This is a genomic window from Streptomyces sp. NPDC014623 (assembly GCF_043088245.1).
In the GTDB taxonomy this organism is placed as follows: domain Bacteria; phylum Actinomycetota; class Actinomycetes; order Streptomycetales; family Streptomycetaceae; genus Streptomyces.
Genome location: NZ_JBIBZU010000008.1, coordinates 174463 through 196961, shown reverse-complemented (window position 1 = coordinate 196961; position 22499 = coordinate 174463). Strand labels below are relative to the sequence as shown.

20 protein-coding genes and 1 pseudogene are annotated in these 22499 nt (G+C 72.6%); 7 read left to right on the top strand and 14 right to left on the bottom strand.

Going from position 1 to position 22499, the window contains the following annotated elements; genetic code table 11:
- Nucleotides 1–38: 38 nt before the first annotated feature.
- Nucleotides 39–911, bottom strand: coding sequence for a SigB/SigF/SigG family RNA polymerase sigma factor (locus tag ACF1FZ_RS15725; protein WP_391773938.1), 873 nt, complete (start codon nucleotides 909–911; stop codon nucleotides 39–41).
- 1438 nt (nucleotides 912–2349) lie between these two features.
- On the opposite strand from ACF1FZ_RS15725, the gene ACF1FZ_RS15720 reads away from it, so the two are divergent.
- Both ACF1FZ_RS15720 and ACF1FZ_RS15715 read left to right on the top strand, forming a co-directional pair.
- On the top strand, nucleotides 2350–3564 hold the full coding sequence (locus ACF1FZ_RS15720) for a PP2C family protein-serine/threonine phosphatase (RefSeq protein ID WP_391773937.1): 1215 nt from the start codon (nucleotides 2350–2352) through the stop codon (nucleotides 3562–3564).
- A gap of 144 nt (nucleotides 3565–3708) precedes the next feature.
- Nucleotides 3709–4017 (top strand): annotated as a pseudogene (locus tag ACF1FZ_RS15715) (ATP-binding cassette domain-containing protein); the annotation flags it as partial.
- Here ACF1FZ_RS15715 and ACF1FZ_RS15710 read toward each other — a convergent pair.
- The gene (locus ACF1FZ_RS15710; protein WP_391773936.1) at nucleotides 3981–4487 is read right to left on the bottom strand and encodes an NUDIX domain-containing protein; all 507 of its coding nucleotides are present in this window, start codon (nucleotides 4485–4487) and stop codon (nucleotides 3981–3983) included. The pseudogene ACF1FZ_RS15715 and the gene ACF1FZ_RS15710 sit on opposite strands and share 37 nt — an antisense overlap.
- A gap of 289 nt (nucleotides 4488–4776) precedes the next feature.
- On the opposite strand from ACF1FZ_RS15710, the gene ACF1FZ_RS15705 reads away from it, so the two are divergent.
- The 3 genes from ACF1FZ_RS15705 to ACF1FZ_RS15695 all read left to right on the top strand — a co-directional run bounded on the left by ACF1FZ_RS15705 (nucleotide 4777) and on the right by ACF1FZ_RS15695 (nucleotide 8898).
- The gene (locus ACF1FZ_RS15705; RefSeq protein ID WP_391774027.1) at nucleotides 4777–8205 is read left to right on the top strand and encodes a phosphodiester glycosidase family protein; all 3429 of its coding nucleotides are present in this window, start codon (nucleotides 4777–4779) and stop codon (nucleotides 8203–8205) included.
- Between the two features lie 217 nt (nucleotides 8206–8422).
- The gene (locus ACF1FZ_RS15700) at nucleotides 8423–8596 is read left to right on the top strand and encodes a hypothetical protein (RefSeq protein WP_391773935.1); all 174 of its coding nucleotides are present in this window, start codon (nucleotides 8423–8425) and stop codon (nucleotides 8594–8596) included.
- Nucleotides 8593–8898 (top strand): cellulose binding domain-containing protein, encoded by a 306-nt coding sequence (locus ACF1FZ_RS15695; RefSeq protein ID WP_391773934.1) that lies wholly within the window; start codon nucleotides 8593–8595, stop codon nucleotides 8896–8898. The genes ACF1FZ_RS15700 and ACF1FZ_RS15695 overlap by 4 nt, the downstream gene beginning before the upstream one ends.
- 48 nt (nucleotides 8899–8946) lie before the next feature.
- Here the strand turns inward: ACF1FZ_RS15695 and ACF1FZ_RS15690 are convergent, their stop codons facing one another.
- From ACF1FZ_RS15690 to ACF1FZ_RS15670, 5 genes are all read right to left on the bottom strand, one after another.
- Nucleotides 8947–9357 (bottom strand): PTS-dependent dihydroxyacetone kinase phosphotransferase subunit DhaM, encoded by a 411-nt coding sequence (locus ACF1FZ_RS15690; RefSeq protein ID WP_391773933.1) that lies wholly within the window; start codon nucleotides 9355–9357, stop codon nucleotides 8947–8949.
- Entirely contained in the window at nucleotides 9354–9971 is a 618-nt protein-coding gene (gene dhaL / locus ACF1FZ_RS15685) for a dihydroxyacetone kinase subunit DhaL (RefSeq protein WP_391773932.1), read from the bottom strand. Before dhaL ends, ACF1FZ_RS15690 begins: the two co-directional genes overlap by 4 nt.
- A gap of 36 nt (nucleotides 9972–10007) precedes the next feature.
- Nucleotides 10008–11000 carry a dihydroxyacetone kinase subunit DhaK gene (dhaK, locus tag ACF1FZ_RS15680; protein ID WP_391773931.1) on the bottom strand — a complete coding sequence of 331 codons (993 nt, stop codon included), beginning with the start codon at nucleotides 10998–11000 and terminating at the stop codon, nucleotides 10008–10010.
- A 185-nt stretch (nucleotides 11001–11185) separates the two neighbouring features.
- Nucleotides 11186–12373, bottom strand: a complete 1188-nt coding sequence (locus ACF1FZ_RS15675; RefSeq protein WP_391773930.1) for a glycoside hydrolase family 26 protein — start codon at nucleotides 12371–12373, stop codon at nucleotides 11186–11188.
- Nucleotides 12374–12482: 109 nt separating this feature from the next.
- Nucleotides 12483–13772, bottom strand: a complete 1290-nt coding sequence (locus ACF1FZ_RS15670) for a cytochrome P450 (RefSeq protein WP_391773929.1) — start codon at nucleotides 13770–13772, stop codon at nucleotides 12483–12485.
- Between the two features lie 191 nt (nucleotides 13773–13963).
- Here ACF1FZ_RS15670 and ACF1FZ_RS15665 point away from each other — a divergent pair, with 191 nt between their 5' ends.
- Both ACF1FZ_RS15665 and ACF1FZ_RS15660 read left to right on the top strand, forming a co-directional pair.
- Nucleotides 13964–14437 carry a tyrosinase family oxidase copper chaperone gene (locus tag ACF1FZ_RS15665; RefSeq protein WP_391773928.1) on the top strand — a complete coding sequence of 158 codons (474 nt, stop codon included), beginning with the start codon at nucleotides 13964–13966 and terminating at the stop codon, nucleotides 14435–14437.
- A 20-nt stretch (nucleotides 14438–14457) separates the two neighbouring features.
- On the top strand, nucleotides 14458–15318 hold the full coding sequence (locus ACF1FZ_RS15660; protein ID WP_391773927.1) for a tyrosinase family protein: 861 nt from the start codon (nucleotides 14458–14460) through the stop codon (nucleotides 15316–15318).
- A gap of 88 nt (nucleotides 15319–15406) precedes the next feature.
- On the opposite strand, the gene ACF1FZ_RS15655 is transcribed toward ACF1FZ_RS15660, so the two are convergent.
- From ACF1FZ_RS15655 to ACF1FZ_RS15625, 7 genes are all read right to left on the bottom strand, one after another.
- Nucleotides 15407–15688 (bottom strand): chaplin, encoded by a 282-nt coding sequence (locus tag ACF1FZ_RS15655; protein WP_391773926.1) that lies wholly within the window; start codon nucleotides 15686–15688, stop codon nucleotides 15407–15409.
- A 109-nt stretch (nucleotides 15689–15797) separates the two neighbouring features.
- On the bottom strand, nucleotides 15798–16964 hold the full coding sequence (locus ACF1FZ_RS15650; protein ID WP_391773925.1) for a GNAT family N-acetyltransferase: 1167 nt from the start codon (nucleotides 16962–16964) through the stop codon (nucleotides 15798–15800).
- Nucleotides 16961–17629, bottom strand: coding sequence for a lipopolysaccharide biosynthesis protein (locus tag ACF1FZ_RS15645; RefSeq protein ID WP_391773924.1), 669 nt, complete (start codon nucleotides 17627–17629; stop codon nucleotides 16961–16963). The genes ACF1FZ_RS15650 and ACF1FZ_RS15645 overlap by 4 nt, the downstream gene beginning before the upstream one ends.
- A complete protein-coding gene (locus tag ACF1FZ_RS15640) occupies nucleotides 17626–18777 on the bottom strand; it encodes a glycosyltransferase (protein WP_391773923.1) in 1152 nt (383 codons plus the stop codon). The genes ACF1FZ_RS15645 and ACF1FZ_RS15640 overlap by 4 nt, the downstream gene beginning before the upstream one ends.
- Nucleotides 18774–19547, bottom strand: coding sequence for a polysaccharide deacetylase family protein (locus tag ACF1FZ_RS15635; RefSeq protein WP_391773922.1), 774 nt, complete (start codon nucleotides 19545–19547; stop codon nucleotides 18774–18776). Before ACF1FZ_RS15635 ends, ACF1FZ_RS15640 begins: the two co-directional genes overlap by 4 nt.
- On the bottom strand, nucleotides 19537–21138 hold the full coding sequence (locus ACF1FZ_RS15630; RefSeq protein ID WP_391773921.1) for a lipid II flippase MurJ: 1602 nt from the start codon (nucleotides 21136–21138) through the stop codon (nucleotides 19537–19539). The genes ACF1FZ_RS15635 and ACF1FZ_RS15630 overlap by 11 nt, the downstream gene beginning before the upstream one ends.
- The gene (locus ACF1FZ_RS15625) at nucleotides 21135–22499 is read right to left on the bottom strand and encodes an O-antigen ligase family protein (RefSeq protein WP_391773920.1); all 1365 of its coding nucleotides are present in this window, start codon (nucleotides 22497–22499) and stop codon (nucleotides 21135–21137) included. Before ACF1FZ_RS15625 ends, ACF1FZ_RS15630 begins: the two co-directional genes overlap by 4 nt.

Here is a 22499-nt window from a genome sequence, read left to right as displayed (position 1 = left end):
CCGCGGAAGGCGGGGCCGGCCCGGTGCCTGTCGCGGCGTCAGTCCTGGGTGAGCATCCCGTCACGCAGCCGGCGGAGAATGCGGCTGAGCAGCCGGGAGACATGCATCTGCGAGATGCCGAGCTCCTCGCCGATCTGGGCCTGCGTCATCTCCTGACCGAACCGCATGTCGATGATGCGGCGCTCACGGGCGTCGAGACCACCCAGCAGCGGGGCGAGCGTGTGCAGGTTCTCCACCGTCTCCATCGCCGGGTCCGGCTCACCCAGTACGTCCGCGTAGGTGCGCGCGCCCGTCGCGCGGCCCGTCGGGGCGGTGGAGTCGGCGGGGATGTCGAGGGAACCCGCCGTGTAGCCGTTGGCGGCGACGAGGCCCTCGGTGACCTCTTCCTCCCCGATACCGAGATGCTCGGCGAGCTCCTTCACCGTGGGGTCGCGGTCGAGGCCCGCCGCCAGCGTCTCCTTCGCCTTCGCGAGGTCCACACGCAACTCCTGGAGCCTGCGCGGCACATGCACGGACCAGGTGGTGTCCCGGAAGAAACGCTTGATCTCGCCGACGATGTACGGCACGGCGAACGAGGTGAACTCGACCTCACGGGAGAGGTCGAAGCGGTCGATGGCCTTGATCAGACCGATCGTGCCGACCTGGACGATGTCCTCCATGTCGCCGCTGCCCCGGTTGCGGAAGCGTCCGGCGGCGAACCGCACGAGGGACAGGTTCATCTCGATGAGGGTGTTCCGGGCGTACTGGTACTCGGGGGTGCCCTCCTCGAGCACCCGCAGGCTGTCGAAGAAGTGTTTCGACAGCTCCCGGGCGTCCTGCGGGGCGATCCGCGCGGCGTCCTCGATCCAGGGAAGCCCGTCCGGGGCACCTGCTCGTTCCGCGCCAACGGTCTGTGCAGTGCGCAAGGCCATCCCGTCACGCTCCTCAGGTTGTGTGCCATGAGGTGTGGGCGTCTGCCCGATGGCCCGCAACTCATGTGCTGAGCGACCGTTTTGAGCTACATGTGCGCCGGTATCGGCCGAAAATACTCGCTGTGGTCCTCGTCGGCCGCCGTGGGGGAGCCGATGCGTGCGCGAGCACACAGGACCGCCCCACCGGTACGGGGGAGCCCGGTGGGGCGGCCTTATCCAGAGTGCCACAGGCAGATGCCCGTTGGGGACGTATCCCGCGCAGAGGTCCGCGATTCGCGGGACCGGCCGGGGAAACCGTTCCGCGTACCGCACGGTCCGGTCCACCCGGTCGCACGGTGATGCCGCGGGGACGAGCGGGAAGGCGCTCGTACGGGCTGGGGGTGCCACGGACGAGCCGCGCTCCGCGAGCGTTTTGACCGCACGCCCGTGAACGGGCCGGCGGCCCGGGAACAGGCGCGGGGCGATCAGCCTTACACCCCCTGTCCCACCCGCCGGCAGTGACCGGAGTGAGTCCGTGGGCGAGGCCGCGCCCCCAGCCCGTACGAGCGCCTCGCGGACCACCGGCCCGACCGTGTCACGGGGCGCGGACCCGTCCACGTCGCCGAGCGGGAACCCGTCGCGGAGCGCGGACCGGTCGACGTTGCCCGGTGCCCCGTCCCGGGGATCGCCGTGCCCCCTCCGCTGGACAACCCCGCGCGTCGCCGAGCGGCCCCCACCCGCTTCGCCGAGCGGCGCGGCCGCATCCCGCGCCACCGCCCCGACGCCGGTCCCTGGCCGGCCCTGCCGGACGCCCAGGACGCCCGGGACCGGGCCGGTGCCGGGGCGCGCTCGCGGGCCCCGGCACATCCGTCGCCCTCACTGCCTTGCGTGGGCCTTTGCCACTCCACCGGAAGACGGCCTTCCAGGCCGAGGGGGCCCAGCTGGTGGACGACGGCGCGGACGCCGCCCCCGCCCCGGAAGCGGTGCTGCTCGGCCCGGCCGGCGTGCCGGAGACGCTGGATCCGGCCGGGCGCACCCGCCCCGGCCCGCTCCTGCCGCGCACCGTGGGGACGGTCACCTGTCTCGGCATCCGCCGCGCCGGGAACCTGGCCGTGAGGGCGGGGAGCGACCGCATTCCCGGGCCGTACCGGGATCAGTGGGTCCGCGCCGACGGGGCGGCGCGGGGCCGGGGGCTCGCGCCGTCCCGTCCGGACGGTCGCCCACGGCATCCGGGAGGGGCGAGACACCCTTCCCGCACGCCGCCGCATCGGACACCTCCGCCGTCCGGCTCCACTAATCGCTCGGCTTCCCCCCTTCGCCGCAGGACCTTCTTCCCGCCGGCGCTCGTACCGGCGGGCCCTCCCGGGGACGCGGACCCGCGCACCGACGTCAGGACCCGGGACCAAGGGGCGGGTAGCTTGGAACACGTGGGACGTCAGGGACGAACTGGAGGCGTACCGTGGTCATAGGGCTCCGGCGCCCGTCGGCGGCGCGCAGGCCGACGCTGCCCGACCCGGATCCGGAAGAGACGGCGGGCGCCACCCGGATCGGGAACCGGGCCCTCTCCCTCTGGCTCCTCCTCCTGACCGCCGCGGTCGTCCTCCTCGACGCCCTCACCGGGAACGACCTGCCCCTCATCCCGCTCCTGGTCGTGCTGCCCGCGCTGGCCTCCGTCTTCTGCACGGTCCGCCAGACCACCGCAGTGGCGGTGTGGGTCACCCTGGTCGTCGTCGGATCCCGGATCGCCGCCACCGGTGCCTTCTGGGACGTGGTCTTCCTCATCGGCTTCACGGCCCTCGCCAGCACTCTGGGCGTCGTGGCCTGCGCCGCGCGCATCCGGCACGCCACCGAGGTGGCGAGACTCCGCTCGGCTGTCGTCGCGCTCCAGCGTCAGATCCTGCGCCCGCTCCCCGTCACCACACGACAGGTCTGTGTCCACGGCCTCTACGAACCGATGGAGGAGGACCGCTTCGTCGGCGGTGACATCTACGAGGTCGTGCAGGCGCCCCATGGAACCCGAGTGATCATCGGCGATGTGCAGGGCAAGGGACTGCCCGCGATCGGGGCCGGATTCGCCGCGCTCGGCGCGTTCAGGGAGGCGGCCGTGCGAGAGTCCGAGCTCACGGCGGTGGCCGACTCCGTCGAGGACGCGGTCGTACGGCACAACGCCTTCTCCGCCGAGACAGGTGAGACCGAGCGCTTCGTCACCGCCCTGCTGCTGTGCTTCGACGGCAGTGACCGGGTACGGGCCGTGAACTGCGGCCATCTGCCGCCGCGCCTGCTGTACGACGGGGCGGCGGCCGTGGCCGCCCTGCATCGGACATCCGTACCGCTGGGCATGGCCGATCTGAGCGATGAGGCGCGCGCAGCGGAGTGGCTGAGCTTTCCTCCGGACGCCGCCCTGCTGGTCCTCACCGACGGGGTGACCGAGGCGCGCGACGCGACGGGTGCCTTCTACCCGTTCGACGAGCGGCTCGGTGGATGGGCGGGGCGCGAACCGGATCAGGTCCTGGACGCGCTCCAGAGCGACCTGCAGAGGTTCTCCGGCGGAGTGCGCCGCGACGACGTCGCCGTGCTCGTCCTGAGCAGACCGCCGGACGGCGGGGCCGCGGCCGTGTCTCTCGGCCATGACGTGGTCAAGCGCGGCACGGACCGACGCCCGCCCCGTCCTTGACGCACCTCGCCCTCACGCCCCCATGGAGCGCCGTCACGCGGGAGGCGTCGACGGCGCCCCGCCGAGGACACGCCACTTCAGGGAAAGCGCCCATGTCTCTTCGGCGCACCCGCGCCCAGCTGACGTCGAGCCACGTCCCCGAGGCGTCCGGCGGACCTGACCGTGCCCGTGGCCGCCCTCTCCCTCGGGCAGCAGCGCAGACCCGCCCTGGCCCGGCTGGTGACCCGCCCGGCGGACCTGCTGATCCTGGACGAGCCGACGGACCACACCGCGCTCGGCCTGGTCGGGGAAATGGAAGCCGCACCCGGTCGGTACGCGGGAGCGGTCGTCGTCTCGCACGACCGGAGCTTCCGGAGCCGCTTCACCGGCGAACGGACCGAACTCCGGGCGGGCAGCCCGGTGACGGGCCCCGGCCCCTACGCCTCCGAGGGAGCGCGCCCCTCCCGGACGTAGGCGCGCAGCCGCTCGACGAAGACCCGCTGGCCCGCCACCAGCAGTTCGAGTGCGTCCTCCGGTGTGCACCAGGCGAACCGGTCCATCTCCGGGAACTCCCGCCGCACACCGGACCCCCTCGGCCACTCCATGGTGAAGGTCCCCGGCACGGCCCCGGCAAGGTCCAGGCCGGCTTCCACGGCCCATACGGTGACGGTCTTGCCGCCGGACTGACGTGTCTCTCCCAGCGGCATCCACGCTCCGTCCGGAAGAGGCAGCCCGAGTTCTTCCTCGAATTCCCGGCGCGCGGCGGCGGCGGGCTCCTCCGGAGGCACGTACTCCCCCTTGGGGACGGACCAGGCCGCTGCCTCACGGCGGGCCCAGAACGGTCCGCCCATATGGCCGATCAGCACCTCGGCGTCCGGCCGGCCGTCCTCACCGGTGACGACCCGGAAGAGCAGAAGCCCCGCACTGCGCTTGACCGTCGGCATGCCGTCAAGTGTGCGGGCCGGGAAGACGGAAGGCCACCGGTCCACGGATACCGGGGCGGGCGGCCCGCAGACCGCAGGGCACGGCCCGGGCCGCCAGGGGGCCACTCGTCCGCCGCACGCTGTTCCTCCTGACGTCCCCGATGCCCTCTGGTGCCTCCTGGTGAGCCCGGTCATGCTGTCCGCCGACAGTGCATTCCGCGCGATCTGCTCTGCACCAGGAGGATTTGTGGGCCTTGGCACATTTCGCGGCGTCGTGCGGCCACTCGTGCTGCTGGCGACCGCAGGGGCGATGGCGGCCGGGGCCGTCACACCCGCGGCCGCCGACCAGACTCCGGACCCCCGCCCGTACACCGCTGCCGAGGTCCTCAGGCCCGTCGCCCCGCCCGCCGCGAGCGGTCCGTCCGGCGAAGCGAGATCCGTCGTGGACGGTGACGGCATCGAGACCGCCCGCGCCTCCCGTCCCCTCGCCCCCGGCGTCCGTCTGAGCTCGTACGACCGCCTAGAGTCCGACAAGTGGCTGCGGGTCGACGCTCTCTCCGTCGACCTGGACCGCAGCGGCGTGCGCGCCGACTACCTCTCCTCGGGCAAGGTCGCGGACCGGCACACGATCTCCGAACTCGCCGCCGGGCACGACCCGGGGCCGGGCCGCCGTACCGTCGCCGCGGTCAATGCCGACTTCTTCGACATCAACCAGACCGGAGCTCCCCAGGGGCCCGGGGTGAAGGACGGCCGGACGGTCCACTCCCCGGCCCCGGGTGTCAACCGGGCGGTGGGCATCGGGCCGGGGAACGCAGGCCGTGTCCTGGAGCTCTACTTCGAGGGCACGTTGTCCCTCCCTTCCGGAGCGCACCCGCTGGACGCGTACAACGCGGCGAACGTACCGGCCCAGGGCGTCGGCGCCTACACCTCGGCCTGGGGCAGCGCCGACAGGGCGCTGACCGTCGACGGCGCACAGCCCGTGGCGGAAGTCGCGGTGCGGGACGGTGAGGTCGTCTCCGTGTCGGACACCCCCGCATCAGGGCCCGTACCCGAGGACACCGTGGTCCTGGTGGGCCGGGAGGCCGGGGCCGGACCGCTGAACGCCCTGAGGCCGGGCGATCCGGTCGGCATCGAATACCGGGCACGCACCGACAGCGGAGACGTACCGCGCACCGCCGTAGGTGGCCGGGAGCTGCTCGTCGTCGACGGAGTGGCGCAGGACCACGACGGCGAGGGCAACAACACCGCGGCGCCCCGCACCGCTGTCGGGTTCTCGAAGGACGGCCGGACCATGCAGGTCGTCACCGTCGACGGCCGCCAGACCGACAGCGGCGGTGTCACCCTCACCGAGCTCGGCGAGATGATGCGCAGGGCCGGCTCGTACAGCGCCCTGAATCTCGACGGCGGGGGCTCCTCGACGCTCGTCGCCCGTGAGCCGGGCAGCGACGTGCTCCAGGTCGAGAACAGCCCGTCCGACGGCAGCGAGCGCACGGTCCCCAACGGCCTCGCCCTGACCGCCCCCGACGGCAGCGGGCGCCTCGAAGGGTTCTGGGTCGAGACCCGTACGCCCTCCGGCGCGGCCCCCGGTGACGACCCGGTCGGCGGCGGTCACCCCGAGCGGGTCTTCCCCGGCCTGACCCGGCAGCTCACGGCGGCCGGATACGACGAGACCTACGGCCCCGCCGCGGGCGCCCCGCGCTGGCGCGCCGTCAGCCCGGCGGTCGGCAGCGTCGACGCCCGGGGCACCTTCACCGCACGTCGCAGCGGCACGACCGACGTGCGGGCCGAACGTGCCGGCGCCCACGGCGGCACCCGGCTCACCGTCCTCGGCAGGCTGGACCGGATCCGGTCCACCACCACACGCGTCGGGCTGGCGGACAAGGACGCGGCCGGCAGCTTCGGCGTCGTCGGACTCGACGCCCACGGTGCGAGTGCTCCCGTCGAACCGGGTGACCTCACCCTCGACTACGACCACACGCTGTTCGCCGTCGACGACGACGGCCGGGGATCCTTCACCGTGAGGTCCCTCACCGGATCCGGATCAGGCCGGATCAAGGCCACCGTGGCAGGTGTCAGCACCACCCTCGCGGTGAGCGTCGGTCTCACCGAGCAGGCCGTGGCGGACTTCGAGGACGCCGGGTCCTGGAAGTTCAGCCAGGCCCGCGCGGACGGTTCGCTCGGCGCCACACCGGACGGGCACACCGGCACCGGTCTCCGGCTCACCTACGACTTCACCCGCTCCACGGCGACGCGCGCCGTCTACGCCGCCCCGCCGCGGCCCGTCGCCGTACCGGGCCAGCCGCAGGCGTACACCCTCTGGATCAAGGGAGACGGCCACGGCGCCTGGCCGACCCTGCACCTCAAGGACGCCGCCGGGTCCGACCAGCTGCTGCGGGGACCGTACCTCACCTGGACCGGCTGGCGGCAGGTCACCTTCGCCGTGCCGCCGGGCACGGCGACGCCGCTGTCCGTGCACCGCTTCTACCTCGCGGAGACAGCGGCAACCCGGCAGTACACCGGTGAGATCGTCATCGACGGCCTCACCGCCCAGGTGCCGCCCACGGTCGCTCTGCCCGAACAGGCGGAGCCCGCCGACCCGCTGATCGACACCGCCGCGGTCACCGAGCGCAGGGACTGGCGGTTCGCCGTGATGTCGGACGCCCAGTTCGTCGCACGGGAACCGGACAGTGCCGTCGTCCGGCAGGCCCGGCGCACCCTGCGCGAGATCAAGGCGGCGCGGCCGGACTTCCTGGTCGTCAACGGCGACCTCGTCGACGAGGGATCGCCCGCCGACCTCGCCTTCGCCCGCCGGCTCCTCGAGGAGGAACTGGGCGACTCGCTGCCCTGGTACTACGTACCGGGCAACCACGAGGTGATGGGCGGGAAGATCGACAACTTCATCGCAGAGTTCGGGCCGGCCCGGCGGACGTTCGACCACAAGGGAACCCGGGTCATCACGCTCGACACGTCGGGTCTCAGCCTTCGCGGGGGTGGCTTCGCCCAGATCAAGGAGTTGCGCGCACAGCTCGACGCGGCGGCGGAGGACCGGTCCGTCAGCTCCGTGATGCTGATCGAGCACGTGCCCCCGCGCGATCCGACGGTGCAGAAGGGGAGTCAGCTGAGCGACCGCAAGGAGGCGGCCCTCGTGGAACAGTGGCTCGCCGCCTTCCGCCGTACGACGGGCAAGGGCGCGGCGCTCATCGGCAGCCACGCCGGGGTCTTCCACGCCTCGCACGTCGACGGAGTCCCGTACCTGATCAACGGGAACTCCGGCAAGGCGCCGGCAGGACCCGCGGACGAAGGGGGGTTCACCGGCTGGTCCCTGATCGGCGCCGACCGCGTCCCGGCCGGTGAACAGGCGAGGGCGCGCCGTCAGCCTTGGCAAGGCGGACCCGACTGGATCTCCGCACAGACCCGCGCCCATGTCGACGGCCTGACTCCGGAGGCCCCCTCCGCGCTCGTCGCCGGAGAGCGCACGAGGGTCGGCGCGTACGTCACCCAGGGCACGCGGACCGTGCCGGCGGCCTTCCCGCTCAGCACGGACTGGACCGGCTCTCCGAACGTCCACGTGGGCGAGGCGGAGGACGCCCGTAACCACCACGTCGTGACGCTGGACCCCGCCACGGGTACGCTCACCGCGCTCCGCCCGGGCACCGCCGGACTGGCCGTGACCGTCAACGGCGTCACCCGGCAGGTACGGATCGAGGTGGCGGCCGGGTCGGTGGCACCCGCCGCCTGACGCCCCGTCGCGAGCCGCGACGCCGTACGGCTCCCGGACCCCGCCCGGGAGCCGTACGGTGTCCCGCTGTGTGCTCCGGTGCATGCGGGAATGCCGGAGACCGGTGGCGGCCGGGCCGTGCGCGGACGAGCACCAGCCCCGTGGGTTCCGCCCCGGGACGGAGGGGAGCGCCCCCGGTGCCGCCCCGTCCGCGGTCACGAGCCGGAGCCTCGACGCCATGGACTTCGTCGACGGGGCCGTGACCCGGAGCATGGCGCAGGCCTCCTGGTACCTGACCGGCGTCCAGACCGGGTCCGAGCCGTGGCAGGAAGGAGCGGTCCTCGCCGCCAGCTCCTTCGCCCGGGCGTCCCCGGCCCGAGCGAGCCGGGTACGCCCGGGCCCTGCCGGGTGAGCTGCACGGCGGACTCGTGGCCGGGCGGGTCCACCGCCGGCGTCACACTCACCCCCACCGGGACCACGCCGCTCGACGGCTGGGAGCCGGGCTTCACGCTGCTACCCGGCCAGACGGTCACCCAGGCGTGGAACGCGACGCCCACTCCGGCCCCCGGACCGGTAAGGGCCGTCAACGCCGCTTTCGACGGGCGGCTCGCGGCGGGCGCCAGCCAGTCCTCCGGCTTCCAGGATTCCTGCTCCGGAACCTACGCCCCGGCCACGGGGTCCACACTCAACGGAGCGGCCTGCGCGGTGACCTGAGCCGGCACGCGGCCCCCTGACGCCGACCGCCCCTCCCTGCCGGGGTGCTCACGCCTTCCGGTAACCGTACGCGTCCGTGGCCGCCGCCTCCACGGCGTCCAGATCGCCACCCACCGACGCCGTCACCAGCGCGGCGACAGCACCCTCCACGAACGGGGCATCCACCAGCCGCGCCCCCTCGGGCAGTCCACCGCCCCCGGTCAGCATCGACTTCACGGTGAGCACCGCACTCCCGAGGTCCACGAGCAGCGCGATCCCGGCACCCCTGTCGACCGCTCTGGCCGCCTCGACGATCAGCTCCGCGCTCGTCCCCAGCCCGCCGGCCGAGGTCCCTCCGGCCGCCGCCACAGGCGCCGTCGCGCCCCCGGCCGCCAGCCCTCTGGCGAGTTCGGCCACGGCTTCCGCCACCGGCCCGCTGTGCGAGACCAGCACGATCCCGACCTGCTTCTCCTCGCTCACGCGTCACCCCCGCCACTCGTCCCCGAGGCCTCGACGAGCGCCCCGACCAGCAGTACGGCCGAGGCGGCCCCCGGGTCCTGGTGCCCGATGCTGCGCTCGCCCAGATAGCTGGCCCTGCCCTTGCGCGCCCGCAACGGCACGGTCGCCAAGGCGCCGGCCAGCGCGGCGTCCCGGGCTTCCCCGAACGAGGCGCCCAGCACCTCGACGGCCGGCAGCAGTGCGTCGAGCATCGTCTTGTCGCCCGCGTGCGCCCCGCCGAGCTGCGCCACCGCGGCGACGCCCGCCCCGAGGGCGTCGGCAAGCTGATCCGTGCTCACCTCCTGAGCGTCACCGAGCGCCTTGCCGGTGCGGCGCAGCAGAGTCCCGTACAGAGGCCCGGACGCTCCGCCGACCGTCGAGATCAGCTGCCGGCCGGCCAGAGTCAGCACTGCCCCCGGCGTCGTGGGGGCCTCCTTCTCGAGGACGTCGCTCACCGCGGTGAAGCCGCGCCGCATGTTGCTCCCGTGATCGGCGTCGCCGATCGCGGCGTCGAGCGCGGTCAGCCGGTCCGCCTCACGGCCGACGGCAACCGCGGTCGCGTCCATCCAGCGCCGGAAGAAATCGGTGTCGAGCACAAGATCTCCTGTTCCTCGCACGGTGGAAAGCCCCGTTCACCGGCCCCAGCGGAGCGCGGGCGTCTGTACCGGTGCGTCCCAGAGCCGCACCATCTCCTCGTCCACCTGGCAGAGCGTCACCGAACAGCCTGCCATGTCCAGCGACGTCACGTAGTTGCCCACCAGCGTACGGGCCACCGGCACGCCCCGTTCCGTCAGCACCCGCTGCACCTCGGCATTGAACCCGTACAACTCCAGCAGCGGTGTCGCGCCCATCCCGTTGACCAGGACCAGCACGGGACTGCTGGGCCGCAGATCATCCAGCACCGCGTGCACCGCGAAGTCGGCGATCTCGCCGGACGTCATCATCGGCCGGCGTTCCCGGCCCGGCTCGCCGTGGATGCCGATCCCCAGTTCCAGTTCACCGGGGGGCAGATCGAACGTCGGCGTGCCCTTCGCCGGAGTCGTCACGGATCCGAGCGCCACCCCGAAGCTGCGCGAGGACTCGTTCACACGCCGGGCCAGGGCCTCCACCCGCTCCAGCGGCGCACCCTCGTCGGCGAGCGCACCGGCGATCTTCTCGACGAACAGCGTCGCCCCGGTGCCGCGCCGGCCCGCCGTGAACGTGCTGTCGGCCACTGCCACGTCGTCGTCGACCAGGACGCGGGCGACCTGGACGCCCTCGTCCTCGGCGAGTTCGGCCGCCATGTCGAAGTTCAGCACGTCCCCCGTGTAGTTCTTGACGACGAACAGCACCCCCGCACCGCTGTCGACGGCGACGGCCGCCCGCACCACCTGATCGGGCACCGGCGAGGTGAAGACCTCCCCGGGGCACGCCGCCGACAGCATCCCCGGTCCGACGAACCCCGCGTGCAACGGTTCGTGCCCGGATCCGCCGCCGGACACGAGCCCCACCTGCCCCGCCACCGGGGCGTCGCGCCGGACGACGAGCCGGTTCTCGGCGTCCACGACGAGCTCCGGGTGGGCGGCGGCCATTCCGCGGAGGCCGTCCGCGACGACGGTCTCCGGCACGTTGATGAGCATGCGCAACGGTTCCTCCTGGAGAGAGCGCCGACGGCCGGCCGGCGTCGGTGTGAATCCGACCTATCGGTCAGGTACGTGCGCCACCAGTATCGAAGAGACCCGGGAGATCGGGAAGCGATACGTACCGGGCAGCTTCACGGCCACCACCGGTCTGTGCCCTTGGCGGGCATCGGACAGCCGGAGGGCGGCTTTCAGCCACGCGCACAGAAGCCACGGTCGTTCAGCCACTGGCTGAACCAGTCGTCCAGCGGAACGGTGACGCACCATTCCGGCTCGTCCGTGTCCGGAGCAGGCACCGTCGGAGCGGACTCGGGCGCCGCCGGTGTCCCGCTCGCGTCGGGCTCGGGCGCCGAGGGGCCGGTGGCGTCCGGCAGTCCGCTCAGCATGTCGCGGAAGACCCGGGAGGACTCGGGGTTGTCGGCACACTGCCACACCCCGTGCGGGCAGTAGTCAGTGATCGTCTGGTAGACCGGCTCGTGCCGCTCGATCCACTCCAGCATGCGGCGCATGTACTCGGGGTTGTCGCCGTTGCGGAACAGTCCCCACTCCGGGAACGAGATCGGCTTGCCGCGCTCGGCCGCGAAGTCGACCTGCTTCTGCAGGCCGTACGGCTCGTTCACCTGCTCGTCGAAGGTGCGCGCCGGCGGCTGGTCGTAGGAGTCCATGCCGATGATGTCCACGACGTCGTCACCCGGATAGCACTCCGTCCAGGGCACGGCGTCCCGTCCCCTGCTCGGTGCGAAGTCGAAGCGGAACTCCTGGCCGGACACGGACCGCATCGTGGTGACGATGCGGTGCCAGTACGCCTTCCACGCGGCGGGATCGGGGCCGCACCGGTGTGTGTACGTCGTCCCGTTCATCTCCCAACCGAGGACGATCACCGTGTCCGGCACGCCCAGCAGGACCAGACGCTCGGCCAGCCGGCGGAAGTGCCTGTCGAACTGCCCCTCGGCGCCGGCCCGCAGCAGACCGCGCACCTCGTCGTCGGGGACATGCGCCTCGTTCCGCTCCAGCATGGGCGTGTTGAGCACGAACATCCTGTCCTCGTCGGCCTTCCGCCAGGCCGCCCACGCTGCGAGGAAGCCAGGACGGCCCTCGATGTTCACCCACAGGTCGCCCGGCAGATAACTGTGCCCGACACGAAGGTCCGTACCGCCGAGCCAGCGTGACAGTTCTCCCATCCGCTGGATGCCTTTCGGCCCGTAGTCCAGGTAGGCGCCGATCGCGGTCGTCCCGTCCGGATCCGGCGCACTGTGAGTGGAGCCCTTGCCGGCCTGGGCGTCCGTGGCGTCCTGGCCGGCGAGGGCCGCGCCGCCGACGAGGAGGCAGAGCATGGTGGCGCCGATGCCGAAATTGATGAGACGGCGCTGTGCGGGCACGGCTCCTCCTTGGATTGCGGCCTGTCCGACGCTGTCGACCCTAAGGAGAAAGATTCGGCGACGGGCTGTGGGACAGCCCGTGAGTAGACCATTCGCGACACGCACGAATTCAGAGCGGGCCGTTCGGGTGAGACATTTCGAACGTGAAAGGGAGGGAGCCCACCCGGTTGTCGAAATTCGAGTCGATCAGACCCGGGGCACCCGAAGCCCGGACACCTCCGAGCCGCGTGAGCATCTCACGGAAGAGGGCCTTCATCTCCAGTTTCGCCAGATGCGCCCCCAGGCAATGGTGAGGGCCCCCGCCGCCGTATCCGAGGTGCGGATTCGGCGACCGGGTGATGTCGAAGACATCGGGGCCGGCGAAGACGGAGGCGTCCCGGTTCGCGGACGCGTAGAGGAGCACGACCTTCTCCCCCGGCAGGAAGGTGTGGCCGCCGAGCACGCACTCGGCCGCCACCGTCCTGCGGAACTGGATGATCGGCGTCGAGTGGCGGACGATCTCGTCGACCGCGCCATCGGCGTAGCGGTCGAAGTCGGATTCCAGGAGGGCCCGTTGTTCCGGATGCGCGGTCAGCAGCACCATTCCGTGGGCGATCGCGTTCCGGGTGGTCTCCACGCCCGCCACGAGCAGTAGCGAGAAGAACGCGCCGAGTTGGCGCGCGGACAAGGCCTGGCCGCCGACGTCCGCGCGGACGAGTGCCGAGATCACGTCGTCCGCCGGAACGCGACGCCGCTCACGGGCGATGCCCGCCACCTCCATCTGCATGCGGGCCAGGGCACGCAGCCCACGCCCCGGGACCCTTAGCCGGGCGCGGCCACGTCTCCGCACTCCGACGTACTGTGAAGCGTGGTCGATCCGGGCGGCGATGCCGGCCCGGTGGCGAGCGGGAATGCCCATCAGGTCGCAGATGACCTCGAACGGCATCCGGGAGGGCGCCGAGCGCATGAAGTCACCCGGGCCCTCGGTGATCACCTCGTCCACCAGCCGCCGGGCGACGGCACCGATGTTCTCCTCCGCGGCGGCCAGCAGTCTCGGCGTGAAGGCGCGGGAGACGGTCCTGCGCAACCCCGCGTGCTCGGCGCCGTCCATGTTGACCATGGAGTTGCCGAACACCGCCTTGGCCCAGGGAGCCGGTTCCGGAACGGTGACGCCGGGTGAGCTGGTGAAGACCTGTGGCTGCCGGCTGGCCGCCCTCACGTCCGCGTGCTTCACCAGCGCGTAGAAAGGCGTCCGGGACCCCGTCCGAGGAGTGAAGAGGACCGGTGCGTCGAGCTCTCTCAGCCGGGCGAACGCGGACAGGCGCTCGGGCCGTGGCAGGCACCAGAACGTCGGATCGGCCAGATCGGCGGAGACCGTGCCCCGCACGCGGTCCTCGGGCACGTTCGTCGGCGCTTGCATGCACAACCTCCGGGAGTTCGGAGGACCATGCTTGCCCGGCAGGCGGCACTCGGCGCTCGACACGACCGGATGAGCCGGACAATTCCCACGGTCGCGTGATGTCCTGCGCAGGAGAACCGTCCGCCCTCCGTCTCGTTGCCCATGCGAGCGAGGCACCTCGCAGGAGCGGACGAGAGGGAGGTACATCCACCATGAACCCGGCCACCGGCACGCGCGGGGACCCGCCCAGCGCCCCGCGACCGGCCCGCCGCGCGGTGCTGCGCTCCGTCTTCACCGCATCCGTGATCGCCGGCACCGGCGGCGCGCTCGCCCCGGTCCTCCTCAGGGGCCCGGAGCCCGAAGGCCGTCCGCGGGAGCGCGACGCCGTGGGGCCCGAACGGTTCTACGAGCTCTACAAGGGCCGCGAGATCCGGGGGACGGTCACCGCCGTCGTGCCGGCCGGCGCCCCGGCGCACGCCGGCGAGCCCGGAACTCCCGCCGCGGCACCCGGTATCCACGTCAGCGTCGACGGGAGGGCGCTGCATGTGATGAGGCGCGCCGACGGGAGTTATCTCAGCACCGTCAACCACTACGAGTCGTTCCCGACGCTCGTCGAGACGGCCCGCGCGGCGGTCGACGAACTCGGTGCCTCCCAGTTGCCGGCCGTCTCCCCGCACACCATCTGAGCCCTGAGGACTGAGCACGGTTGTACCACCGCAAGAATCAGCGCGATCTGACGCGCACCGAGAAGAAACGCCTGGTCGACGCGATCCTCGAGCTCAAACGCTCGGGACGCTACGACGACTTCGTCGCCCTGCACCAGCAGTACTACGTCACCGACGCCGAAAGCGGGCCCCGGCCCGCCCATATGACCCCGTCCTTCTTCCCGTGGCACCGCAGATACCTGCTGGAATTCGAGGAGGCGCTGCAGGCCGTCGATTCCGGTGTGTCGATCCCGTACTGGGACTGGACACAGGACAACACGGCGGGCGCCTCCCTCTGGGCGGAGGACTTCCTCGGAGGCAACGGCCGGCCGGGCGACCGGCAGGTGATGACCGGGCCGTTCGCCCACCGGCAGGGGAACTGGCGTATCCGTACCGGAGTCACGGGTGACCCCTTCCTGCGGCGGAACTTCGGCCGGCCCTCCGCGCCCGTGGCCCTGCCCGGGACGGCGGACGTGGACCGCGCGCTGAGCGACCCGGTGTACGACGCCGCCCCCTGGAACAGCGTCAGTACCACCGGCTTCCGGAACAGGATCGAGGGCTGGGGCATCGAAGGCGGCCGCGGGGTGGCCAACCACAACCAGGTGCACCTTTGGATCGGCGGATCGATGGCGGGTGCGGCATCGCCCGACGACCCGGTCTTCTGGCTGCACCATGCCTTCATCGACCTGCTCTGGAGCCGCTGGCAGAAGGCGCACCCGCGCTCCGGCTACCTGCCGGCCGGCGAGCTTCCCGCCGACGACCCGCAGCGGGGCCGGATCTTCGCGCTCGACCAGCCGATGCCGCCGTGGGACGTGGCGCCCTCGCAGGTCATGGACCACACCCGGTTCTACCGGTACGTCTGAGGGGCGTCGGCCCTGCCGGTAATGGGGCCGGGCCTCCCCTCACCGCCCGGAGGCGGTGAGGGGAGGCCCGGCGGCGCCTCGGGGGAGATCAGTGGCCGTAGCCGTCCTTGCCCGTGTCCTCGTGGCTGTCCGAGACGTTCACGCAGGTGTTGCCGAACGCCGGGTTCAGCAAGGCGATCACGTTCACCGTGTTACCGCACACGTTGACCGGGATGTGGACGGGCACCTGGACGGCGTTGCCCGAAAGGACGCCGGGGGAGTGCGCGGCGACGGCCTCCGCACCGGCGTCGGCGGTGGCCATGCCGGCACCGCCGGCGATCAGGGCACCGGTACCTGCCATGACGGCGGCCACCTTCGAGATACGCGACATCAGTTCTCCTTGAGAGGGCGAAGTCGGCCGCCGATCGTGCGGCCGGTATGCCCTGACAACGCGAAAACCGGCAGACGGTAACGGACCATCTCGAACTCGCCGTCCCGGCTCAACTCCGGCTGACGGCCGCGAGCCCGGCGGCCGGAAGCCCGCTCAGCAGGTCGCGCCAGTTACGCGCGCCGGGGAACCGGGCCCCCACCGTCTCCGCAGCCCGGTCCCGTGCGGCCAGCTGTGCCCCGCGCGACCGCAGCAGCGGCTCCAGCGCGGAACGAGCCAGCAGCAGACGCCGGTTGACGACCGGATCGGGCCCCCAGTGATTCTTGTACTGTTCCGAGCCGCGCAGCAGACTCAGCACCCCGCGGTCCGGACCTCCGGCCTCCCGCGCGATCTCGCGCAACAGCATCGAGGAGACGTCCACCTTCCTCTCCCTGAGCCGGGGATCGGCGCCGTAGAGATAACCCCCCGTCAGCCGCGCGGACCGGAGCGACAGGTCGGCGGCCACCACTTCCCCGTCGAGCAGGAACTCCCTGACCGACGCCTCGCCGTCGCGCACCATCCGGCGGGCGGAACGCACCAGATGTGCGCAGAAGCGGGGCCGCAGATGCTCCGGGTTGACTCCTCTGCCGAGCCACTGGAGTTCGTGCAGCCGCAGCAGGGTGCCGATCGCGCCCGCGACCCGGTGCACGGGCACGGGGCGGCACTCGATGCCCAGGGCGTCGATCCTGCGCAGCTTGGCCCGGGTCCGCTGGGCGCGCGAGCCGGTCATCCGCCCGATGAGAGCGTCGATGGGCTCGGCGGGCAGCTCCAGGCAGGTCGAGTCCGTGCGGCTGCTCCGGACGCCGGGCCATGCCTCGAACAGCAGGTGCGCCGAGGCGCCGGGCCGTACCTCCCGCAGATCGACGACCGCGTGTGCGGCTGTCCGGTGGAGGCCGCGCTCCAGTGCGCCGATCGCTGTCTCGGTGTCCTCGCCGTCCACCAGGATGTCGAAGAAGTCGGAGATCGCGCCGCCCATGGGCACCAGCAGAGGCATCGGGCGGTGCACGAGCATCAGCGGCGCCGCGCCGATCAGCCGTCCACCCCGCCGTGCCAGTACGACCCGGAGCCGGCCGGGGACCCCGTAGGAGAGCCACCACGAGTGGAGCCACGCATGGCTCTGGAACGGCGTGGCGGTCGGGCAGCGGCGGTGCAGCGCGTCCCACTCGGCGGCGAGGTCCGCGAAGTCCGGAAGATCGCGGCAGAGGGTGACGGCGAGCCGCCCACGACGGTCGGTGGTCATCGTGTGAGCTCCCGTTCGCCGGTGGCGTCACCCTGGGCCGGGCCCGGAACCTGGACCATGACCTCCTGGCGCCCGGGCCGGGGGCGGACGAGCAGGGCCAGCCCGCCGATCAGTCCGCCCGCGCCGGCGCCCACGGCCGTGCCGAGCGGCGCGGACGGAGACACCGGATCGGCAGGTGGCACGGCGTGCGAGAACTTGATCAGCTTCATGCCGGTCTCCTTCGCGACATGCCCGCTGCTGACGATCACGGCCTCGGTCACCGCGTTGGCGATGTCCGCGGCGCGGTTCCGGTCGGCCGACGTGCCGGTGACCGCGATCATGGGTGAGTCGGGGGAGGTCTCGGACCTCACATGTGTGCGTAGTTCGCGCACGGGCTCGCCGGCGGCCCCCTTGGCGTAGGCGAGGGTGGCGTCACTGGTGGCCAGGCGGCCGTACGACTGCGCGTACCCCAGCGCCGCCGCCGGATCGATGTCCTTGCCGGCCGTGACCATCGCGTAGCTGGTGGCCGCGTATTCGGGCCGGGCGAGCATTCCGTAGGAGAGCCCGCAGGCGGCCCCGAGCAGGACGCAGACGGGCAGAGGCCACCAACTGGGCCGTACGAATGCGGGGTGGAGCCTGCGGAACCGTCCAGGGACGGCGGGCTGCTGCTCGGACGAGTCGGTCATGGGTGATCTCTCTCGGTCGGGATGGCTGGGGCGATGCCGGTGGCCTGCGCGTAGACGTCCATGAGGCGCCGGCTGCTGAGCCGGATGTCGTAACGGTCCACGGCGGGGGGTGGCGGCAGTCTGCGGGCACCGCTCCCCATGCGGTGCCGCAGCGCGGCCGTCAGCTCCTTCGTGGGATCGGACGTGCCGGGGAGGGACCCGATACGGGTGGTGCCCGGGACCCGGCCCGCCGGAAGGTCCTCGACGGCGGGACAGGCCGCGTGCACCACGGGCAGTCCGGCGGCCAGGGCTTCGACGACGGCAAGACCGAAGGACTCCTCCCGGGACGCCGAGACGAAGATGTCGACGGCACTGAGGACCGCGGGAACGGCCGGAGCGGGGCCCGCGGCGCCGCACTCACCGAGGAACCTGACGCGGTCCGCCGCACCGAGCCGGGCGGCGAGCGTGCGCAGCGGCACGGCTTCCGGCCCGTCCCCGGCCAGCACGAGCCAGGCACCGGGGAGGGCGGCGACGGCGCGGACCAGCAGGTCGAAGCGTTTGCCGGTGACCAGCCTGCCCACGCCTCCCACCACGAAGGCTGTTCCCGGAAGACCCAACAGGGCCCGCGTCGCGCGCCGCTGCGTGCTGTCGAAGCGGAAGGCGGCGACATCGATGCCGTTGGGCACCGTATGGATCCGGGACGCCGGCACACCCCAGTCGCGCAGCCTGCCCGCGACGGTGTCGGAGACGGCGACCGTCGCCGCACCGAGCCGCTCGGTGCGCAGATAGAGCTCCCGGGTGCCACGGGTGAGCGGCCGTCCCTCGATCTCCGCGCGGCCCAGCGAGTGCTCCGTCGCCACCACGGTTGTCCCGGCGAGACGCGCCGCGATCCGGCCGTAGACACAGGCCCGGTAGAGGTGCGTGTGCACGAGGTCGTACGAGCCGCGGCGGATGAGCCGGGCCAGCCGGGGCACGGCGCCCAGGTCCCGGTTGCTCTTCATCCCCAGATCCCGCACCCGGACGCCGTCCGCCCGCAGCCCTTCCGCGACCGCCCCCGGATTGGTGAGCGTCACCACGTCGCAGCGCACCGGCAGATGGCGCAGCAGCAGCCGTAGCTGCTGCTCGGCCCCGCCGATGCCGAGTCCGGTGATGATGTGCAGCGCCTTCACCCGGCGTCCCCCGGCCATCCTCCGGTGCCGGGGGAGCGGTGGCGCAACCGGTGACGCACCTCCTTGGCCCACAGACGGGCGCCCCGGTCGGAGTGGCTGACATGCGTGCGGGGAAGGGCGAGCGGGCCCGAGAGGGCACCGGGAGCGAGGGCGCACCCGTAGGCGTATCCCGCTTCCCGTACGGCCTCGACCACCCTGTGGTCGACCGTGCCGTACGGATAACAGAAACCGGACGGCGCCTGCCGGACGACGCGGTTGAGCGTCTCCCGGCTGCCCTGTGTCTCCCGGCGCAGTTCGTCGTCGGACAGTGCGGTCAGGTCCCGGTGGAGCATCCCGTGCGAACCGACCTCCATGCCCGCCGCCGCGACGGTGCGGATGTCCTCCTCGGTCAGCAGCGGTCTGCGCGGGCCGAGTGGATCCCAGGCGTTGGAGCCGCCGGGGCGTCCGGACAGGACGAACACGGTCGCCGTGCAGCCGTGGGCGAGCAGCACCGGAAAGGCCTCGTCGAGGAAATCGGCGTACCCGTCGTCGAACGTGAGCCCCACCAGCCCCCGTTGCCCGCGGGCCCGCGCGTTCAGCAGCTCCGCGACGCCCACGCCGGTGAGTCCACGGCTCCGCAGCCAGGTCAGCTGCTCGTCGAGACGGTCGGCGGACACAGTGATGTTGTACGGGTCGTCCGTGGGATCGCTCACCGAGTGATAGGTCAGGATCCACGGCTGGGACCGGCGGGGGAGAGCACGGGCAGGGCGTGACGAGGTGTCAGCGGTCATGGGAGAACCCCTGTCGGATGAGTGCCAGCAGATGAACGGCTTCGGGGGCCCGCAGCGCAAGCCCTGTGAGGAGGAACGCCGCGGGTACGAGGAGACAGCAGGCGGCCAGCCCCGGTACCGGACCGGCCACCAGATCCGTGACGAGCCGGCCGGTGGCCGCGGCGACCGCCGCCGCGGCCACCGGCCGGGCGAGGGAGACGGCGACGGCCCCGGCCCGCACGGCGACCGCCCGTGAACCCAGCCCCAGAAGCATCAGCAGGGCGGCCACGCTGACACCGGCGGCGTTGGCGGCCGCGATGCCGTTGACGCCGAACGGGCCGGTCAGGAGCAACCCGGCAGCGGTCGTGACCAGGAGCCCGGCGCCCATGGCGCAGAGGGGGTACCAGGTGGGACGGCCGGCCGAGAAGAACGGCCGGCACAGGGCGCCGACCAGTGTGTGGCCGAGCAGCCCGAGTGCGTAGACCCGCATGACACCGGCCGTGGCGGCGGTGTCCGCCGCATCGAAGGCACCTCGCTGGAAGAGGACTTCGACGATCAGGGGGGCGCATCCGAGCACCATCGCGGTACCCAGCAGCACCACGGTGCCGGCCAGGGCGAGATCGCGCTCGACCCGCTTCCTGGCAGCCTCACGGTCCCCGGCCGCCACGGCCCGCGCGACGACGGGGAAGGTGACCGTGCAGATCATCATGGACAGCACCATCGGCAACTGCGCGACCTTCTGAGCGTAATTGAGGTGGGAGATGGCCCCGTCCGGCAGGGACGAGGCGAGGAACCGCTCGACGAGGACCTGCGACTGACGGCTCACCACGAACAGGACGACCGGTGCCAGGACCGCCGCGCCGAGCAGGGCGGAACCGTGCTCCCGCGCCACCGGCTTCCCGCCTCGCCCCGGCAGCAGCCGCACGAACGTGGGAAGCAGGGTGAGGATCATCAGCAGACTGCCGAGGGCGACCCCCGCGGCCGCGGCGCGCACGCCCCAGACGGAGTGCAGCGCCAGGGTCGTGCCGATGATGCCGAGGTTGTAGGAGACGTAGACGCCGGCCGGAGCCAGGAAACGGCCGTGCGCCCGCAGCGCCGCGCTGAAGTACCCCGTGATACCGAAGGTGAGCACCGTGACGGCCGTCAGCCGCGTGCAGTCCACCGCGAGCCGGGGGTCGTCCAGCCCCGGCGCCAGGATGCCGACGGCCCAAGGAGCGCCCCAGACGAGCAGCCCGCCCGCACAGGCCAGTGACGCGAACAGCCGGGGAAGGGTGTCGGCCACCAGGGCACGGACCGGGTCCTGCGTGTCACCGCCGCGGTCACGTCGGGTCAGCGCCAGGCTGAACGCCGGTACGAGGAGCAGGGCCATGCCGTCCTCGATCAGCAGCGTGGCCGCCATCTCCGGCACCGTCCAGGCGATCAGGAAGGCGTCGCTGGCATGGCTGGCACCGAAGAGCCGGGCGACGGCCTGGTCCCGGACCAGCCCCAGCAGGGCAGCGACCACGGTCAGCCCGGCGGCGCCGCCCGCCGCCCGCGCGAGAAAGCGCCCGGGCCGTACCAGAGCGCCGGGCGTGGGCGGCCCCGCGGCCGGATCCGTGGCGGTCCCGCTCACCGGGCGGTCGCCTCCTCCGGCTCGGCCAGTGCCCACCACGCGGCGAGGCCGAGCACGATTCCGGTCAGCACGGTGGAGGGACCGCCGATGTCCGCGTACAGGAAGTCGACCGTCTGCCAGGTCATCAGCCCGACGGCGGCGAGACCGCAGTCGACGGCTGCGGCCCTCCGTGCCCGTGCGAGCACCAGCCGGCGCACACCGCCCACCAGGAGCGCCGCCCAGGAGCCCGCCAGCGCCGTGAAGCCGATGAGTCCTTGCTCGCTGAGCACGAGCAGATACATGTTGTGAGGGGAGAGCAGCGGCTGCTTGCGGAACTCCTGCCCGGCCCCCGCCGTGTCACTGCCGGCGGACAGTCCGATCGAGGCGTGCCCGTCCCTGTGCGCCGGGAAACCCTTGAGACCTACGCCGGTCGCGGGCCGCTCGCGCCACATGCCCGCCGCGGCCGCCCACATGGTGTAGCGGTCGTTGACCGACCGGTCGGGTGCACCGGTCACCTCGGTGATGCTGGTCAGGCGCTGCGAGATCATCTCGGATCCGACGCCGAGACCACCGACCAGGACGATTCCGGCCGCGCCCAGCACCGCCAGCACGCGGACGGCCTGCCGGAGCCCGGTCAGCGCGATCACGGCAAGGGTCCCGGCCGCCGTCGCGATCCAAGCCCCCCGGCTGAAGGACAGCGTGAGCGGGACGACCAGCAGCACGGCGGTGACGGGGGCCCACACCCTGAGCCGGCGAGGTGCGCCGGCGGGAGGGCGAAGGGCGTAGGCGGCTGCCGCCACCAGGCCGTAACCGACGACCGTGGCCATTGCCATCACATCGCCGGGGCCGAACGTGCCGACCGCGCGGATGTCCTCCCCCCTGTAGGAGGCGCCGGAGCCGGTGACGTACTGATGGACACCCGTCGCGCCCTGGACGACCGCCAGCAGGACGAGTGCACCCGCCACGGCCCGGAACCCCCGCGCGTCCCTCACCAGCAGGAGGACCGCGGCCGGCACCAGGACGAAGATCTGCAGGTACCGCACGCATCCCGGCAGCGCGGCCACCGGGTCCGCGGCAGTGACCGCGGCCACGGCGAGGCCCACGACCGGCAGGCCCAGCACGACCGCCGCCGCCGGTGTGAGCGGACGCCGCCGCAGGAACAGCAGACGGCCCGCACAGACGAGAACGGCCGCACCCGAGAGCAGATCGGCCGAAGGCACACCGAACACACTCCCGGCCTCCGCGCCTTCGGCCGGCACGGCCACGAGGAGGACCGCCGCGATCAGCGGCAGCAACGGCCACCGGTGGCCCCACCGGCGAGGGAGCGCCCTCTCCGGGGCGGCCGCCGGGGCGGTGGACGCTGCGGTTGCGGTGAGTGCCAC